This window comes from Microlunatus panaciterrae (assembly GCF_016907535.1).
GTDB classification, from domain to species: Bacteria; Actinomycetota; Actinomycetes; order Propionibacteriales; family Propionibacteriaceae; genus Microlunatus; species Microlunatus panaciterrae.
The window spans coordinates 380,961-397,147 of record NZ_JAFBCF010000001.1 but is presented as its reverse complement, the minus strand read 5'-3'; the positions used below and the strand labels follow the sequence as shown (position 1 = coordinate 397,147).

At 67.3% G+C, this 16,187-nt stretch carries 17 protein-coding genes; 7 read left to right on the top strand and 10 right to left on the bottom strand.

All coding sequences use genetic code 11. The annotated features are described in order from the left end of the window. Positions 1-98: 98 nt before the first annotated feature. A complete protein-coding gene (locus JOE57_RS01795; RefSeq protein WP_204916123.1) occupies positions 99-785 on the top strand; it encodes a sigma-70 family RNA polymerase sigma factor in 687 nt (228 codons plus the stop codon). Beyond that, positions 782-1,066: a mycothiol system anti-sigma-R factor gene (gene rsrA / locus JOE57_RS01790; RefSeq protein WP_204916122.1), complete on the top strand. Its 285-nt coding sequence runs from the start codon at positions 782-784 to the stop codon at positions 1,064-1,066. The genes JOE57_RS01795 and rsrA overlap by 4 nt, the downstream gene beginning before the upstream one ends. Before the next feature lie 96 nt (positions 1,067-1,162). Here rsrA and JOE57_RS19270 read toward each other — a convergent pair whose 3' ends face one another. Then, on the bottom strand, positions 1,163-1,237 hold the full coding sequence (locus JOE57_RS19270; RefSeq protein WP_369797015.1) for a 50S ribosomal protein bL37: 75 nt from the start codon (positions 1,235-1,237) through the stop codon (positions 1,163-1,165). A gap of 166 nt (positions 1,238-1,403) precedes the next feature. Between JOE57_RS19270 and JOE57_RS01785 the strand changes: the two genes are divergently transcribed. Together JOE57_RS01785 and JOE57_RS01780 are read left to right on the top strand one after the other, a co-directional pair. Beyond that, entirely contained in the window at positions 1,404-2,837 is a 1,434-nt protein-coding gene (locus JOE57_RS01785) for a sulfatase-like hydrolase/transferase (protein ID WP_338041101.1), read from the top strand. Positions 2,838-2,880: 43 nt separating this feature from the next. Beyond that, positions 2,881-4,731 (top strand): glycoside hydrolase family 2 protein, encoded by a 1,851-nt coding sequence (locus JOE57_RS01780; RefSeq protein ID WP_204916121.1) that lies wholly within the window; start codon positions 2,881-2,883, stop codon positions 4,729-4,731. An 86-nt stretch (positions 4,732-4,817) separates the two neighbouring features. Here JOE57_RS01780 and mctP read toward each other — a convergent pair whose 3' ends face one another. Beyond that, positions 4,818-6,461: a monocarboxylate uptake permease MctP gene (gene mctP / locus JOE57_RS01775; RefSeq protein ID WP_204916120.1), complete on the bottom strand. Its 1,644-nt coding sequence runs from the start codon at positions 6,459-6,461 to the stop codon at positions 4,818-4,820. Beyond that, positions 6,458-6,763 carry a DUF3311 domain-containing protein gene (locus JOE57_RS01770; RefSeq protein WP_204916119.1) on the bottom strand — a complete coding sequence of 102 codons (306 nt, stop codon included), beginning with the start codon at positions 6,761-6,763 and terminating at the stop codon, positions 6,458-6,460. Before JOE57_RS01770 ends, mctP begins: the two co-directional genes overlap by 4 nt. Positions 6,764-7,038: 275 nt before the next feature. On the opposite strand from JOE57_RS01770, the gene JOE57_RS01765 reads away from it, so the two are divergent. Then, the gene (locus tag JOE57_RS01765) at positions 7,039-8,535 is read left to right on the top strand and encodes a sensor histidine kinase (RefSeq protein ID WP_204916118.1); all 1,497 of its coding nucleotides are present in this window, start codon (positions 7,039-7,041) and stop codon (positions 8,533-8,535) included. A gap of 101 nt (positions 8,536-8,636) precedes the next feature. Here the strand turns inward: JOE57_RS01765 and JOE57_RS01760 are convergent, their stop codons facing one another. Further along, positions 8,637-8,888 carry a WhiB family transcriptional regulator gene (locus tag JOE57_RS01760; protein ID WP_204916117.1) on the bottom strand — a complete coding sequence of 84 codons (252 nt, stop codon included), beginning with the start codon at positions 8,886-8,888 and terminating at the stop codon, positions 8,637-8,639. A 243-nt stretch (positions 8,889-9,131) separates the two neighbouring features. Here JOE57_RS01760 and JOE57_RS01755 point away from each other — a divergent pair, with 243 nt between their 5' ends. Then, the gene (locus tag JOE57_RS01755; RefSeq protein ID WP_204916116.1) at positions 9,132-9,536 is read left to right on the top strand and encodes a hypothetical protein; all 405 of its coding nucleotides are present in this window, start codon (positions 9,132-9,134) and stop codon (positions 9,534-9,536) included. Here the strand turns inward: JOE57_RS01755 and JOE57_RS01750 are convergent. The 4 genes from JOE57_RS01750 to galK form a co-directional block, all read right to left on the bottom strand. Next, complete coding sequence (locus JOE57_RS01750) at positions 9,533-10,381, bottom strand: amino acid ABC transporter ATP-binding protein (RefSeq protein ID WP_204916115.1); 849 nt, start codon at positions 10,379-10,381, stop codon at positions 9,533-9,535. The two genes, JOE57_RS01755 and JOE57_RS01750, sit on opposite strands and share 4 nt — an antisense overlap. Beyond that, positions 10,378-11,358 carry an ABC transporter permease subunit gene (locus JOE57_RS01745; RefSeq protein ID WP_204916114.1) on the bottom strand — a complete coding sequence of 327 codons (981 nt, stop codon included), beginning with the start codon at positions 11,356-11,358 and terminating at the stop codon, positions 10,378-10,380. Before JOE57_RS01745 ends, JOE57_RS01750 begins: the two co-directional genes overlap by 4 nt. A 9-nt stretch (positions 11,359-11,367) precedes the next feature. Next, the gene (locus tag JOE57_RS01740) at positions 11,368-12,255 is read right to left on the bottom strand and encodes an ABC transporter substrate-binding protein (protein WP_204916113.1); all 888 of its coding nucleotides are present in this window, start codon (positions 12,253-12,255) and stop codon (positions 11,368-11,370) included. A gap of 150 nt (positions 12,256-12,405) precedes the next feature. Continuing rightward, positions 12,406-13,590, bottom strand: a complete 1,185-nt coding sequence (galK, locus tag JOE57_RS01735) for a galactokinase (RefSeq protein WP_204916112.1) — start codon at positions 13,588-13,590, stop codon at positions 12,406-12,408. Positions 13,591-13,611: 21 nt separating this feature from the next. Between galK and JOE57_RS01730 the strand changes: the two genes are divergently transcribed. Then, a complete protein-coding gene (locus tag JOE57_RS01730; RefSeq protein ID WP_204916111.1) occupies positions 13,612-14,583 on the top strand; it encodes a zinc-binding dehydrogenase in 972 nt (323 codons plus the stop codon). Positions 14,584-14,590: 7 nt separating this feature from the next. Here the strand turns inward: JOE57_RS01730 and JOE57_RS01725 are convergent, their stop codons facing one another. Together JOE57_RS01725 and JOE57_RS01720 are read right to left on the bottom strand one after the other, a co-directional pair. Next, complete coding sequence (locus tag JOE57_RS01725) at positions 14,591-15,634, bottom strand: zinc-dependent alcohol dehydrogenase family protein (RefSeq protein ID WP_204916110.1); 1,044 nt, start codon at positions 15,632-15,634, stop codon at positions 14,591-14,593. A 362-nt stretch (positions 15,635-15,996) separates the two neighbouring features. Next, positions 15,997-16,173, bottom strand: a complete 177-nt coding sequence (locus JOE57_RS01720) for a DUF6104 family protein (RefSeq protein WP_204916109.1) — start codon at positions 16,171-16,173, stop codon at positions 15,997-15,999. Between the last annotated feature and the right edge of the window lie 14 nt (positions 16,174-16,187).

Sequence of the window (16,187 nt, the reverse complement as noted above, 5' to 3'; positions counted from 1 at the left end):
CGCCACCCACGGTTGTAATCACCGTGATCGTGATGGCCAGAAACCCAGCGGCGACGGCGGGCGCGTCGGGCCCGTACTCGCCGGTACTCTCGTATGTGATGACCATTCCCAGCAGTTCCCCAGTTCCGCAGCCAGCGGACCCCGAGGTGTCCGGCGAGACGATCCCGGGCGAGACGATCCTCAGCGAGGTGGACACCGCGGAGGAAACCCCCGAGCAGCGACACGCGCGGTTCGAATCGGACGCGCTCGGCTACCTCGACCAGCTGTACGCCGCGGCCCTGCGGATGACCCGCAACCCGGCCGACGCCGAAGACGTGGTGCAGGAGACCTTTGCCAAGGCCTACTCGTCGTTCCACCAGTTCACCCCAGGTACCAACCTGAAGGCCTGGCTCTACCGGATCCTCACCAACACCTACATCAACTCGTACCGCAAGAAGCAGCGGCAGCCGCAGATCTCCGATGGCGAGAACATCGAGGACTGGCAGATCGCCCGAGCCGAGTCACACACCTCGTCGGGACTCAAGTCCGCCGAGATGGTGGCGCTGGAGAACCTGCCGGACTCCGACGTGAAAGAGGCGTTGCAGGAGCTGGCCCCGGACTTCCGGATGGCCGTCTTCCTGGCTGACGTCGAGGGCTTCTCCTATAAGGAGATTGCCGAGATCATGGAGACGCCGATAGGCACCGTGATGTCCAGACTGAACCGTGGCCGCACCCAGTTGCGGTCACATCTAGCAGACTACGCACGCGAACGCGGTCTGCTCCGACGGGAGGAGAGCCGGGCATGAACGACGTGCCGGCAGCGAGCAGCCATGATGCCGACGACTGTGCGAGGGTCCTGAAGCGGGTCTACGAGTTCCTCGACAACGAGCTCGACAACGCCGACGGCGCCGAGATCCGACAACACCTGGCCGCTTGCGAGCCGTGCCTGGAGCGGTTCGACGTCGAGCAGGCCGTGAAGTCGCTGGTGCACCGACACTGCGGCAATGACCAGGCCCCATCCCATCTGCGGGACAAGGTTCTCGGGCAGCTGGCCGCGGCCCAGCGGCGGGCCTTCGAACAGGCCTGACGGCACCATCGCGCGCGACAGCGCCCAGCCACACCGCAGACAGCCCCCACCCGCCGAAGAGGCGAGTGGGGGCTGCTGTGTGTCGTGGTCCGACCCTCAGGCGTTGGGGCGCTTGCCGTGGTTAGCGCCCTTCTTCCTGCGGGCGCGGCGCTTGCGGCCAGTCTTGCCCATCTGAGCCTCCTCAGGTCTTGTGTCGATCGGCCCGGGAAACCGAGCGCGGCCACTCATTGTGCCACGAACGCCCAGGGTCTCAGAATCCGGTCGAGCCGGTCCCGATCTCCAGACGTGCAGCCGCCATTCTTACAACGGTAGTAAATGTGCCCCTAGACTGCGGGACGTGCCACAGCCGACCAACATCCTGTTGCTCTGCACCGACCAGCAGCGGTTCTCCGCGCTGGGGGCGGCTGGCAACCCCGAGATCCAGACACCCAACCTCGACCGGTTGGCGGCCCAGGGTGCCCTGTTCGAGAACTGCTACGTGCAAAGTCCTGTCTGTGCGCCGTCGCGCGCGTCGCTGATGACGGGGCGCTACCTGCACAACCACGGCCTGTGGGCCAACGGCGTCGCGTTGCGGGAAACTGAGCAGGTCGTCGCCGAGCCGCTGACCGCGGCCGGATATGACTGCGGACTGGTCGGCAAATACCACCTGGCTGCCTGCGCCGACGGGCGCACCGAACAGCCGCCGCCAGGGATGCGCGTCTTCCGCTGGGCCCACGACCCCTATCCGAGGTCTTCCGAGAACGCCTACCACCGCTACCTGCAGGTGGCGCATCCGGAGATCTACGGGCAGTTGAGCAATGGCACCGCCGACTTCGACTGGGATTCGGTCCCGACTCAGGCGCATTACAGCCGGTGGATCGGCGACGAGACCCGTCGCTACCTCACTAGCGGGCGGGCCGACAACCAGCCCTTCTTCTTCATCGCCAACTTCTTCGACCCCCATCACGGGTTCGGCGCGCCGGCCGAATACCTGGCTCGATACCATCCGGACTCCCTCAGCGTCCCGATCGGGTCCGCGGCCGAGTTGGAGACCAAACCCGACATCTACACGGAGGCGTCCAAGGAGTCCTATGCGGGTCATGCCCGCGGGTTCACCGACTACACCGCGGCCGAGCTGCAGCAAGTGAAGGCGGCGTACTACGCGATGGTGTCGCTGGTGGATGACGAGGTGGGCGGCATTCTCGCCACCCTCGAGGCTGAGGGTCTCGCTGATGACACCCTGGTGATCTTCACCTCCGATCACGGGGAGATGCTCGGCGACCATCAGCTGATGCTGAAGGGCCCGATGATGTACGACTGCGCCGTCCGGGTGCCGTTGATCCTGCGCTGGCCGGGCCGGATCCAGGCCGGCCGCCGAGTCGACGACCTGGTGCAGTGGATCGACCTGACCTCCACCTTCCTCGACCTGGCCGGCGCCGACCTGCCCGGGGCTCAGGGCCAGAGTCTGCTGCCGCTGGCGACCGGCAGCGGCCCGGCCGTGCGGGACTGGGCCCTGTGCGAGTATCGGAACTCGGGCCATCCCTACGATCCGCCGGTGCACACGACCATGCTGCGCCGGGGGGCGAGCAAGATCGTCGTGCACCATGGAGCGCCCAGCAGCAGCCGGGCCAGGCAGGGTGAGCTCTACGATCTCGCCGCTGATCCGGACGAGCTGGTCAACCACTGGGACGACCCGGCCTATGCCGGCGAGCGGCAGCAGATGACTGAGCTGCTGCTGGACGTCCTGGTGGCGACCGAGGACCGCTCGCAGCCGCGGCACGCCGTCTGGTGACCGTACGCCTGGAGACCACACACCACCCCTGGGAAGGACCCCGATGAGCGACCACCAACCGTTGCACCCCACCCCTCAGCTGGCCCGCGCCGGATGGCAGAACCTGAACGGCACCTGGCAGTTCGACTACGACGACGAGGACCGGGGACTGGCCGAGAACTGGCACCGCCCGGAACACGAGCTCGGTGGACGGATCGTGGTCCCGTTCCCGCCCGAGTCGAGGGCGTCCGGAGTCGGTGATACTGGCTTCCATCCGGTGCTGTGGTACCGCACGGAGCTCCGCCAGGACCAGCTGGCGACGGGCGACCGGCTGGTGCTGCATTTCGGTGCTGTCGACTATCGGGCCACGGTGTTCCTGAACGGGGAGCGGGCGCTCGAACATGAGGGCGGCATGACCCCGTTCACCGTCGATGCCACGGCATATCTGCAGGGTCGAGCGAGCCTGGTGGTGACGATCCGGGTCGAGGACGACCCGCAGGACCTGTCCCAGCCGCGCGGCAAGCAGGACTGGCGACCGGAGACGTCGGGGATCTTCTATGAGCGCACGTCCGGGATCTGGCAGCCCGTGTGGTCGGAGATCGTGCCGGCCGACCACATCACGGACGTGAGCTGGACCTCCGATCGGACCGAGCTGACCGCGACTGCCGCGATCACCCTGTCACGGCCGTCTCGAGGTGACCTCTGGGCTGTGGTCCGGCTGAGCGTCGATGGGGAGCAGCTCGCACTGCAGCGCGTCCAGGTTCCGGCCGGCAGCGACACAACCACGCTCCAAATCCAGCTCGATCAGCGGGTGGCCCAGCGGAGGGACCTGGTCTGGAGCCCCGACAACCCGATGCTGCTCGACGCCGAGATCCAGCTCGAGGTCGACGGCGCGGAGGGCGACCGGGTAGAGAGCTATCTGGGCGTGCGCTCGGTCGGCTTCGCCGACGGCCGCTTCACCCTCAACGGCCAGCCCTACTATCTGCGGCTCGTGCTCGAACAGGGCTACTGGGCCGACTCGCATCTTGCGGCTCCCGACGAGGATGCCTTCAGGGCCGAGGTGGAGGCGATCAAGGCTCTCGGGTTCAACGGCGCCAGGATCCACCAGAAGGTCGAGGACCCGCGCTTCCTCTACTGGTGTGACCGGCTCGGTCTGCTGGTCTGGGGCGAGATGGCCAACGCGTTCGTCTACTCCGAGCGGTCGCTCCGCCGGCTGGTCGCCGAGTGGCCCGAGGTGGTGCGCCGGGACCGGTCACATCCCAGCATCGTCGCCTGGGTGCCGATCAACGAGAGCTGGGGGGTTTCCGAGATCGCCGAGCAGGTCCCGCAGCAGCACTTCGCCAGTGCCATGTACCACCTGACCAAGGCCCTCGACCCGACCAGGCCCACCATGTCCAACGAGGGCTGGGAGCACACCCAGTCCGACATCTGGGGCATCCACGACTACACCCCCGACGCCGAGAGCATCCGCGAGCGGTATGGATCGACCGAGGAGCTGGAGCGGACCCTCACCGACCGTAACCCCGGCCGGCGGCGGGTGCTGCTGGACGAGCAGGACCATCGAGGCCAGCCGATCATGATCACGGAGTTCGGCGGCCTGTCCTATGCTCCGTCCCGTGGCGAGAACTGGTTCGGCTACTCGACGATCGAGTCTGAAGACGAGTTCCTGCAGCGGCTGGAGGAGCTGTTCGGGGCGATCGCGGAGTTGGCCGATATCGCCGGCTTCTGCTACACCCAGCTCACCGACACGCTGCAGGAGGCGAACGGTCTGCTGTACGCCGACCGGACGTCGAAGCTGCCGCTGGAACGGGTGCACGAGATCGTCAGCCAGCCGTCGAAGGCGATTCCGGCCGAGACGATCGACGCCTACCGGCGGCGTGCCAGTCGTCGGGCGGTCCCCGACACGCAAGGCTGACCGGCACCGAAAGCTGACGGGCCCGCCACCGCCCGACGACGTCGCGAGGACGATCGCCGGCCGGTGGCGGCCCGCTCAACCGACCGTCAGTGCAGTGGCGTGTCGGTGTCCAGCACCGGCACGACGCCGGGGTCACCGACATCGGCGAAGTAGTCCGACTGCCTGGTCAGGTCGGTGCCGTTGGAAACCTTGAACTGGCGCAGGATCAGGGTGCCGATCACCAGTACAGCGATGTTGATCACCAGCGCGGTGAGGCCGATGTAGCCGGCGTCACCCAGCAACGGCACCTTCGCCAGCGAGTTGCCGAAGGGTTTGGTGGAGCAGGCGGTGCAGAAGCCGTACGCCTCAACGGTGCCGTAGACCATCCCGACGGCCCAGCCGGCGAGCAGGGCCCACCGGTGGAACCAGCGGGTGAACAAGCCGAACACGATCGACGGCAGGGTCTGCAGGATCCACAGGCCGCCGAGCAGCTGGAAGTTGAGCGCGTTCTGCTTGTCCAGGGTGAGCACGAAGAGCAGCGCGCCGACCTTGGTGATCAGCGAGACGATCTTGGACATCTTGGCCTCCTGCGCGTCGGTGGCGTCCGGCTTGAGGTAGGCCTTGTAGATGTTGCGGGTGAACAGGTTGGCCGCGGCGATGGACATGATTGCTGCGGGCACCAGGGCCCCGATCGCGATAGCCCCGAAGGCCACCCCGGTGAACCAGCTCGGGAAATGATCTTCGAAGAGTTGCGGGATGACCAGCTGCGGGTTCAGCTTGCCGTCCAGGCCCATCGGCACCGTCTTCGCCTTGATGGCGACAAAGCCGAGAAGTGCCAGCAGACCCAGCAGCAACGAGTAGGCGGGCAGGATCATCGCATTGCGACGACCGGTGGTCCGGTCCTTCGAGCTCAGGGTGGCGGTGACGCAGTGCGGGTACATGAACAGCGCCAGCGCCGAGCCGAGTGCCAGCGAGGCATAGGCCCAGTGCAGGCCGGGGCCGGCGATGAAGGCGCCGGTCAGGGCGTCGGGGTTGGTCGGCGTCGGCTTGGGCGTGTTCATCTTCGCCTGAGCCGCATCGAAGATGCCGAGCCAGCCGCCCAGCTTGATCGGCAGGTAGATCACCGCGACGGCGATCACGATGTAGATCAAGGTGTCCTTGACGAAGGCGATCATCGCCGGTGCCCGGAGTCCGGAGGAGTAGGTGTAGGCGGCCAGTACGGCGAAGGCGATCAGCAGTGGCAGGTCGCGGGCCACCGCGCTGTTGCCGCCGACCCCGGCGACCTCGAGGACCGCCTGGATGCCGACCAGCTGCAGCGCGATGTAGGGCATGGTCGCCAGGATGCCGGTGACGGCGATGGCGAGGCTGAGGCTCCGCGTCCCGTACCTGCCCTGGACGATGTCGGCGGTGGTGACGTAGCCGTGGGTGTGGGCCACCGACCACATCCGGCCCAGGAAGAAGAAGATGATGGGGTAGAGCACGATCGTGTAGGGCACGGCGAAGAACCCCGACACCGCGCCGGTGGCCCACATCGCCGCCGGGACTGCGATGAACGTGTAGGCGGTGTAGAGGTCACCACCGAGCAGGAACCAGGTGGTGATGGTGCCGAAGCTCTTGCCCCCCAGACCCCATTCGTGCAGCGACTCCAGGTTCTTCGGCCGACGCCAGCGCGCGGCCTGGAAGCCGAGCGCGGTGACGAGGGCGAAGAGCACGATCAGCACGATCAGCGCCACCCAGTTGACCCCGTTCATCGCGAGCCTCGCTCGCCGGTCGACGTGTCGGAGGAGCCTGGCCGCGGATGGTCTCGCTCCCAGGCTCGGCGCTCCCGTTGGAGCAGATAGAAGGCGGCGGCACAGCAGAGCGCGGCGATGAAGACCCAGATGAGCTGGTACCAGTAGAAGAAGGGGAACCCGAACAGGCGCGGCTCCACCCGGTCGTAGGTGGAGACGAGCAGCGGAACCACGGTGGCGAAAAGCAGGATCGCAGCGACCGCGTACTTGGTGGGAGTGAGTTTCCAGCGCGGATCAGTGTCCGGCCTCGTGTCATCAGCCATGACTCAGCCTTTGCACTCGGGCCACGCCGACGTGGCCGATCAAGGGCACGTTACTGCACCATCGGCGCCGCTGCCCCGATGCTGGCTGTGCCCGCAGCAGGTGTCCCGCGCGCAGTGCGTACCCGAGCCAGCACATGGCTGACAAAACTGTCACTGGGCGGGGGAGATTGCCCTGGCTTCGTGACAGTTTCCCAAGTCGACTTGGGAAACGGACCCCCAGGCCAGCGGCGTCCTCCCGGGCGGGTCCCGCTGGGCCGGGCAAATAGGCTGGGTGCATGCCCACCATGTCCGAGATCGTCGCCGAGCACTGCATGCTGTCGGAGGAGGAGCAGTCGTGGCTCAAGCTGGTGGTGTCGGAGTGGCAGCTGCTGGCGGACCTGTCCTTCTCTGACCTGGTGCTGTGGGTCCAGGACACCGACCCGAATGTGTACTGGGCGGCCGCACAGATCCGACCGACCACCGGACCGACGGCCCTGGTCGACGATGTCGTCGGGGACCTGATCGCCTACTCGCCCGAGCACCTCGTCTCCGGCGCGTTCGTCAGCGGGGAGATCACCCGGACCAGTGACGGCAAGCTGCTGGCCGGAATCCCGGTCAACGTCTCGGCCATTCCGGTACGGCACGGGGACCGGGTGATCGCCGTGGTGGAGCGGCACACCAGCCAGCTCGGCGTACGGATGCCGAGCTCACTGGAGCAGGCCTACCTGGAGACCGCCGGGGAGCTTAGCGAGATGGTGGCCACCGGCGCCTTTCCGCTGCCGGGGGAGTATGCCGAGCGCTACACCCTGGGACCCCGGGTGGGCGACGGGTTCATCCGGATCGATGCCGACGGCGACGTCGAGTACGCCAGCCCGAACGCGCTCAGCGCCTACCGGCGACTGGGGCTGACCGCCGACCTGCAAGGCGAGCATCTGCCTACGCTCACTGCCGAGCTGGTGCCCGCGCCTGACGGCCCGGTGGACGACTCGCTGCAGTCCATCCTGTCCGGCCGGACCGCAAGGCGCACCGAGGCCGTCTCCGGCGACGCGCACCTGCTGATCCGCACCGTCCCGCTGATCCGGCGGGGCAAGCGCACCGGCGCCATCGTCCTCTGCCGTGACGTCACCGATCTGCGCAACAGGGAACGCGAGCTGGTGACCAAGGACGCCACCATCCGCGAGATCCACCACCGGGTCAAGAACAACCTGCAGACGGTGGCGGCCCTGCTTCGGATGCAGGCCCGACGGATCGAGTCGCCGGAGGCCAAGACGGCCCTGCAGGACGCGATGTCCCGGGTCGCCTCGATCGCGATCGTGCACGAGACCCTGTCCCAGACCTTCGACGAGGTGGTGGAGTTCGACCGGGTGGCCGACCAGCTGCTGCGGATGGTCGGCGACGTGTCGGCTGCCAGTGGGGCGGTGTCCGCCTGCCGGGTCGGCAGCTTTGGTCTGGTGTCGGCCGACCTCGCGACCAGCCTGTCGATGATCGTCACCGAGCTGTGCCAGAACGCCGTCGAGCACGGGCTCGCCAACTCCTCGGGCGAGCTGCGGGTGCTTCCCGCCGTTGCCGACGGTCGGCTGCGGGTGGAGGTGGTCGACAACGGCAAGGGGTTGCCGGATGACTTCAGCTGGCCCAGCACCCGCAGCCTGGGCCTCTCCATCGTGTCCACCCTGGTCGCAGAACTGGAAGGGACGATCGAGCTGGGTCCCAACCCAGCGGGACCCGGCACCAGGGCCGTGCTGGACATCCCGCTGCAACGCTCCCGGGGCCGCGACCTGCGCGTGGAGCGATGACGATCCCAGCCCTACGCGCAGGCCCCCTCTGTAAGAGAAGGCCCGACGTACGAGAAGCGCCGGAGCAACCCCCGGCGCTTCTCCTCTGCTGAAAGAACAGCTCAGGCGGTGCGGATCCTCGACCGGGCAGCGCGGCGCTTCAGCGCACGTCGCTCGTCCTCGCTCAGGCCCCCCCACACACCATGATCCTGTCCTGCCTCCAGCGCCCACTGCAGGCACGCGTCGCGAACGTCGCATCGCCGGCAGACCTGCTTAGCCTCTTCGATCTGGAGAAGAGCGGGCCCGGTGTTCCCAATGGGGAAGAACAGCTCCGGGTCCTCTTCCAGACAGGCGGCCTCATGGCGCCAATCCATGGCGTTACACTCCTTATCATTCTTTGCGGGCCCGAACAGCGGCCCGCAAAATCTCGGGGGAAGACCACGAGGCCCTCAACCTTGAGGCACTCGGATCGCACCCACACTTTCAATTATTTGCGGCTAATACAAGAGTTATCCGCGTTGGATGGCTCACATTCTGGCCGTGCTGCACCGTAGGGTGGCCCAAAAGTACCGAACCGTGCCGGTTCGCCCGCCAACCGTGACCCCTACAGTGTAGGCGTGAGAGCGCAGATCCCCACATCCCGGACCCGTCCGCTGGTGCTGGCCGCGGTGTTGATGGCCGTCGAGGCCGTCGCCGCGATCGCTTTCGGCGTGGCGGAGGCCAGCCACATCCGGGCGTCGCGGCTCGTGGTCGGTCTGGGAACGACACTGCTGATGGTGGGCTACGGGACGGTCCTCGCGCTGGTCGCCCGGGGAGTGATATCGGCCCGCAGGTGGAGTCGCGGACCCGCCGTGGCCACCCAGTTGCTGCACCTACCGCTCGCCTGGAACTTCCTGGGCGGCGGCACCTGGTGGGTGTCGGTGCTGCTGGCGTCGGTCTCCCTGACCGCGCTCGTCTGTCTCATCCTGCCGTCCTCGACCCAGGTGCTGATGGACTCCAGCGCAGGCCGCGACCAGGACTAGCGCTCCAGGCCCTCCAGCGTTCGGGCCAACTCGACGTCGTGCTGGGCTCCCAGCTCGGCCTCCTGCTTGACCCGGCTGAGGAAAGTCCTGGTACGCGCCTCCCTGGGTCGGAGCAGCACCTCGTCCGGCGAGCCCTCCTCGACGACCACGCCGCCGTCCATGAACACGACCCGGTCCGCCACCTCGCGGGCGAACCCCACCTCGTGCGTCACCACGATCATCGTCGTGCCCTCTTTGGCCAGGGACCGCATGACTCCGAGCACCTCGCCGACCAACTCCGGGTCCAAGGCCGAGGTGGGTTCGTCAAACAGCATCAGCTCGGGCCTCATGGCCAGGGCCCGGGCGATCGCGACCCGCTGCTGCTGTCCGCCGGAGAGCTGTGCCGGGTAGTAGCGAGCCCGATCCGACAGGCCAACCTGCTCCAACAGCTCGAGCGCCTCCTGTCGGGCCTTGGCTCGCTGCATCCGTTTGACGTGGACCGGCGCCTCCATCACGTTTTCCAGCGCCGTCATGTGCGGGAAGAGGTTGAACCGCTGGAAGACCATGCCGATCCGCGACCGCTGCCGGGCGATGTCCTTGTCCTTGCGCACATGCAGCCGGCCGTTGCGCTCGACGAAGCCGATCAGCTCGTCACCGACCCAGATCCGCCCACCGGTCAGGGTCTCCATCTGGTTGATCAGCCGAAGGAAGGTGGTCTTGCCGGAGCCGCTCGGTCCCAGCAGGCACACCACCTCGCGCCGATCGACGGTCATGTCGACACCCTTCAGCACCTCGTTCTCGCCGAAGGACTTGCTGACGTTGACGGCGCGGACCAGATGCCCGGAGGTCGTGCTCTGCTCGCTCATTTCGCCAGACCAGCCTGCAGGCCGATCTCCGCCTTCGCCTTGTCCGACTTGACGGTGGTCCCGAAGCCGCGGCCGAACCGTCTTTCCAGGTAGGACTGGCCGACCATCAGGATGCTGGTGATCACCAGGTAGTACACGACAGCCGCCAGGTACGACGGGACGATCTGGTAGGTGCGGCTGCCGATCGCACTCACCTGGTAGAACAGCTCGGCGGTGAGCGGCAGGGCGATCAACAGCGAGGTGTCCTTCATCATCGCTATCGTCTCGTTGCCGGTGGGCGGCACGATCACCCGCATGGCCTGCGGAAGCACGATGCGGATCATGGACTGCCGTCGACTCATCCCCACCGCCTGGGCGGCCTCCTGCTGGCCCACGTCGACGCTGAGGATGCCAGCCCGGGCAATCTCCGCCATGTAGGCAGCCTCGGACGCTCCCAGCCCCAGCACGGCACCCATGAAGCCACTGAACAAGGTGTTGGCGTCCAGGGTCAGGAATCGCCAGTCGCCGGAAAGGCCGAGCCAGTCGATCAGCTTCCAGTCGAACGGCACCCCGAGCGCGATCCCCTGGGGGAAGATCAGGCCCATGGCGGCGCCCATGATGGTGAGCAGCACGATCCTCGGTACGGATCGGAAGAACCAGGTGTACGCCCACGAAACCGAGCGCAGCACCGGGTTCTCTGATAGCCGCATCACGGCCAGGATGACCCCGCCGACCACACCCAGCACCATGGTCAGCAGAGTCACCAGCAGGGTGCCCTTCAGCAGACCGTCGATGACCGGTGCCTGGTTCATCACCTCGAGAACGAAGGGCCAGTTGAACACCGGGTTGAAGATCAACATATTTAGCAGCATCAGCAGCAGGACGGTGATCACCGCGACCGCCAGCCAGCGGCCGTAGTGCCTGACCGGCACCGCATCGATGCGGCCCGGACGTTCCTCCTGCTGCAACGCCTGCTCTGCTTCGACTTTCTCTGTCACGACGACCTCTTACGGGTTGACGGCGAAGTCCGAGATGGCTCCGTTCTCGAGGCCCCACTTGCTCAGGGCAGCTTTGTAACTGCCCTCGGCGTCAAGCTCCTTGAGCGCCTCGACAATGGCGTTGGCGAACTCCGTCTGGTCCTTCTTGATCACGTAGCCATACGGTGCCGCGTCGTAGATCTCGCCGACGGCCTCCAGCTTGCCGCCGGACTGCTTCACCGCATACGACACGACAGGCGAGTCAGCCAGCATGGCGTCGGCGCGACCGCTGACGACTGCGGAGGTGGCTTGGTCTTGACCGGAGAACGGCAAGATGTTGATCTTGTTCTTGCCGCACTTGGCCTGTCGGACCGGAAGGTCCTCCTCCTCCTGAACCGTCTTGCTCTGGACCGCCACCTTCAGTCCACAGGCGTTGTTGGGATCGACCTTCTTGGGATTCCCGGCTTGAGTCGCCCATTCGGTGCCGGCCGAAAAGTAGCTGACCATGTTCACCTGCTGCTTGCGCTTGTCGTTGATGGTGAACGAGGAGACGCCCATGTCGAACTTTCCACCCTCAACGCCGACAATGATGGGGTCGAACTTGGAGGGCTGCCACTCCACCTTGACGCCGAACTTGGCGGCAACCGCGTCGAACAGGTCGACATCCATGCCGATGACCGTCTTTCCGTCGGTGTCGAGGAACTCGTTCGGGGCGTAGGTGGCGTCGGTGCCGACCACGATCTCGCCTGCGGACTTGATCTTCGCCGGCAGCTTCGCAGCCAGGTCGGCATTGACGCTGACCTTGGTTGACGGCGCAGCTGAGTTGCCGCTGCCACCGAGGGAGTTGGATCCGCAGGCACTCAGCGCGAGAGCGCAGACAGACACCAGGGCCAGGCCGGCCTTGACACGCACCTTCACTGTTCCTCCTCAGCGGCCCGAAGCTCCGGGGCCAGAGCGCAACCGTCACCTGAATACTGGCACTTTTCGGCCCGGATTACCCTCATATCCTGGCTGCAAAGTGGATTGATACGCAGTTGTCGCGAAGCCGGCCCGGATCCGTCGAAAGACTCAACGGATTCGGCGCGCCCCCGCTGCCGGGGCTGCCAGGAAGTGCATCGGCTGGCCGAACCCGGACTCGGCGAACCGCTGGTAGATGTGTGCGGCCACCCGTTCGGCGCCCTCGTGCGGCACCAGCGCGATGATGCAGCCGCCGAAGCCGCCGCCGGTCATCCTGGCACCAATCGCTCCGGCCTCTCGGGCCGCCTCCACGGCCAGATCCACTGTCGGCACGGTGATCTCGAAGTCGTCCCGCATCGAGGCATGGGAAGCGTCCAGCAGCGGTCCGAGAGCGCGGAAGTCGCCGGCCTCGAGCACCTCGACCGCCTGGAGGACTCGGGCGTTCTCGGTCACCACGTGCCTGACCCGACGCTGCATCACCGGGTCGGACAGCCTCGTCAGGGCGTCGTTCAGATCGCTGACGTCGCGGAGCGCCTTGACGCCGAGGATGCGCGAGGCCTCCTCACAGCTGGCGCGTCGGGTGGCGTACTCGCTGTCGACCAGGGCGTGCGGGGTCTTGGTGTCGAGGACGAGGAGTGCAAGGCCCTGGTCGCCGAGCGCCAGCGGGACCTGCCGGGTCTCGAACGTACGGCAGTCGAAGAACAGCGCATGATCAGCGGTGCAGAGGGTCGAGGCGGCCTGGTCCATCAGTCCGGTGGGGGCACCGACGAACTCGTTCTCGCATCGCCGGGCGAGCTTGGCCCGGTCGAGCAGCGCCAGCTCGATGCTGTTGAGCTCGACCAACGTCGTCAGGGTGGCACACTCCAGCGCCGCGGAGGAGGACAATCCAGCACCGATCGGCACATCGGAGTTGAGGACGAGATCGGCCCCCGCCACCTGATGCCCGCTCTCGCGCAGGGCCCATACGACGCCCGCCACGTAGGCCTGCCAGCCATCCATCCCCGGCTGCAGGTCGGCCGGCCCGAAGGTCTCGGTCGTGCCGGTGTTGATCGAGCTCACCGACCAGAGCTCGTCGCTGCGCGGCGCCGCTGCGATGGTGACCTGCTGGGCCAGGGCGAAGGGCATCACGAAACCGTCGTTGTAGTCGGTGTGCTCGCCGATCAGGTTGACCCGGCCCGGCGCTGCCCAGATGCCCAGTGGCGGTGCGCCGGTCTGGTTCTCGAAGGCCTCGACCAGCAGGTCCTGGTGTGTGATGGGGGCGTGCTGTCGGTCGCGAGGGGGGTGGGGGGAGCTCATCGCGGAAGTATATTGACTCGCATGCTCGCTGCCTATGCTGCCCGCGCCGATGCCGACGATCCTCTGGCGGCGCTGGAGATCGGCGATGTGGGCCAGCCGGACACACCACCTGGCTGGGTCACGGTCCAGGTCAGGGCGGCGGCGCTGAACCAGCATGATGTGTGGTCGCTGCGCGGGGTCGGGCTGCCCGCGGATCGGTTGCCGATGGTCCTGGGCTGCGACGCGTCCGGGGTCACCGCCGACGGCGCGGAGGTGATCGTGCATGCCGTGGTCAACGACCCAGGCTTCACCGGAGCAGACTCGACCTACGACCCGGGACGATCACTGTTGTCCGAACGCTACCCAGGCACGCTGGCCGAGCAGGTCCGGGTGCCCGCCGCCAACCTGGTGCCCAAACCGCCGGAGCTGACGTTTGAGGAAGCGGCCTGCCTGCCCACGGCGTGGCTGACGGCCTATCGGATGCTGTTCACCCAGTCCGGACTCCGGCCCGGCGATACGGTGCTGATCCAAGGTGCCGGTGGCGGGGTCTCGACGGCGCTGACCTGCCTGGCCCGGCGGGCCGGGCTGCGGGTCTGGGTCACCTCACGCGACCCGGCGAGGGGGGAGCGGGCCCTGAATCTCGGGGCGCATGCGGCCTTCGGCTCCGGCGAACGGCTGCCCGAACGGGTGGACGCCGTGATGGAGACGGTCGGGGCGGCGACCTGGTCACACTCGGTTAACGCGCTACGGCCCGGCGGGACACTCGTGATCAGCGGCACGACGTCAGGTGACAACCCGAGCCGGGCCGAGCTGACCAAGATCTTCTTCAAACCGCTGCGCGTGATCGGCTCCACCATGGGCACCCGAGACGAGCTGGTGTCGCTGACCAGGATGCTGGTGACTACGGGTCTGCGACCGGTCATCGACCGGACGATCCCGTTGACCGAGGCCGGTGCTGGTGTGGCGGCGATGATCAGCGGCGCCATGTTCGGCAAGATCGTGCTGCGTCCCTGACCGGTCGCTAGATCACCACAACGGTGAGACCGCCGGGTGAACCCTGGTCGAACGCGGCCAGCTCGGCCCCGGCCCGGTCCAGCCCGACCGTCCGACCGACCAGGCGTCTCGGGTTCAGCCGGCCGCTGGTGATCAGATCCAGCAGTGCCGGGTACTCCCGCGCAGCCATCCCGTGCGAGCCGTGCACCGACAGTTCGAGGGCCACTACCCGGTCCATCGGCAGTGGCGGTCGCGCGCCCTGCCCGAGCAGCAGCCCCACCTGGAGATGGCGGCCCCGACGGCGCAGCGACAGCACCGAGCCGACAGCGGTCTGCTCCGATCCGAGTGCGTCCATCGAGACGTGGGCACCGCCGGAGGTGAGGTCGCGGACCCGCTCGGCCACCTGTTCAGGGCCGTCCAGTGCCGATGCGTCGAGCACGGCGTCGGCACCCAGCTCGCGGGCGCGGTCGAGAGCCCGTGTGTCGACGTCGACAGCCACCACCCGCGCTCCGAGGGCCTCGGCGATCATCACTGCCGACAACCCGACACCGCCGCAGCCGTACACCGCGAGCCACTGGCCGGACGTCAGCTCGCCGTGCACGGTCAGCGCGCGGAACGCGGTGGCGAACCGGCAGCCCAGGCTGGCTGCGGCCACGAAGTCGATCTGGGCCGGGAGACCGACCAGGTTGTGGTCGGCGTGATGGATCACCACAAGCTCTGCGAACGATCCAGGATGGGTGAAGCCGGGTTGCGTCTGCTGCGGGCACACCTGGCTCTCGCCGCTCCGGCACCACTCACAGCAGCCGCAGCCGCAGACGAAGGGGACGGTGACCCGGTCGCCGACCGACCATCGGCGCACCTCGGGCCCGACCTGGTGGACCACTCCGGCCAGCTCGTGCCCCGGCGTGTGCGGCAGCGACACCGGGTCGTGGCCCCGCCAGGCGTGCCAGTCGGAACGGCACACCCCGGTGGCCCGAACCCGGATCACCGCTCCGGTCGGCGGGCACTGAGGGTCATCCACCTCCACCAACTCGAGGGGCCCATGGACAGCACTGAAGACGACGGCCCGCATGCCCCAACCCTCTCACCCTGCCACGTAGCGCTGATCGGGCCCTGAGCCTGTCGCACCGTGCCGTGAGCGTGTCGGCCGTGCCCTGAGCCTGTCGAAGGGAGCTCTTCGACAGGCTCAGAGCGCGTAACCGAAGACCGTGCCCTGAGCTTGTCGGCCGTGCCCTGAGCTTGTCGGCCGTGCCCTGAGCTTGTCGGCCGTGCCCTGAGCTTGTCAGCCGTGCCCTGAGCTTGTCCGCCGTGCCCTGAGCTTGTCGAAGGGCGCTCGTCACAGCGCGTGGTGCTCTTCGACAGGCTCAGAGCGCGTGGCGCTCTTCTCAACTTCCAAGCGCGTTGTGCTCTTCGACCGGCTCAGAGCGCGTGGAATCAGTCGTCGTCGTCGTCCAGCCGGGCGAGCCAGGTGGCGAACCGCTCGATCGGGGTCTCGAACTCGGGGTTGAGATCCACGAAGGTGCGCAGCTGCTCGGCGAGCCAGGCGAGGCTGACGTCGTCGTCGCCCCGACGCGACTCCAGCTCCTCGATGCCACGATCGGTGAAGTACATCAGCGCTGCCGGCC

Coding starts and splice junctions, on each gene's coding strand:
- rsrA (WP_204916122.1), top strand. CDS start 782: ATGAACGACGTGCCGGCAGCGAGCAGCCATGATGCCGACGACTGTGCG.
- JOE57_RS01725 (WP_204916110.1), bottom strand. CDS start 15,634: ATGCGGGCCGTCGTCTTCAGTGCTGTCCATGGGCCCCTCGAGTTGGTG.
- JOE57_RS01760 (WP_204916117.1), bottom strand. CDS start 8,888: ATGGATTGGCGCCATGAGGCCGCCTGTCTGGAAGAGGACCCGGAGCTG.
- JOE57_RS01720 (WP_204916109.1), bottom strand. CDS start 16,173: ATGTACTTCACCGATCGTGGCATCGAGGAGCTGGAGTCGCGTCGGGGC.
- mctP (WP_204916120.1), bottom strand. CDS start 6,461: ATGAACGGGGTCAACTGGGTGGCGCTGATCGTGCTGATCGTGCTCTTC.
- JOE57_RS01770 (WP_204916119.1), bottom strand. CDS start 6,763: ATGGCTGATGACACGAGGCCGGACACTGATCCGCGCTGGAAACTCACT.
- JOE57_RS01765 (WP_204916118.1), top strand. CDS start 7,039: ATGCCCACCATGTCCGAGATCGTCGCCGAGCACTGCATGCTGTCGGAG.
- JOE57_RS01780 (WP_204916121.1), top strand. CDS start 2,881: ATGAGCGACCACCAACCGTTGCACCCCACCCCTCAGCTGGCCCGCGCC.
- JOE57_RS01795 (WP_204916123.1), top strand. CDS start 99: ATGACCATTCCCAGCAGTTCCCCAGTTCCGCAGCCAGCGGACCCCGAG.
- JOE57_RS01730 (WP_204916111.1), top strand. CDS start 13,612: ATGCTCGCTGCCTATGCTGCCCGCGCCGATGCCGACGATCCTCTGGCG.
- JOE57_RS01750 (WP_204916115.1), bottom strand. CDS start 10,381: ATGAGCGAGCAGAGCACGACCTCCGGGCATCTGGTCCGCGCCGTCAAC.
- galK (WP_204916112.1), bottom strand. CDS start 13,590: ATGAGCTCCCCCCACCCCCCTCGCGACCGACAGCACGCCCCCATCACA.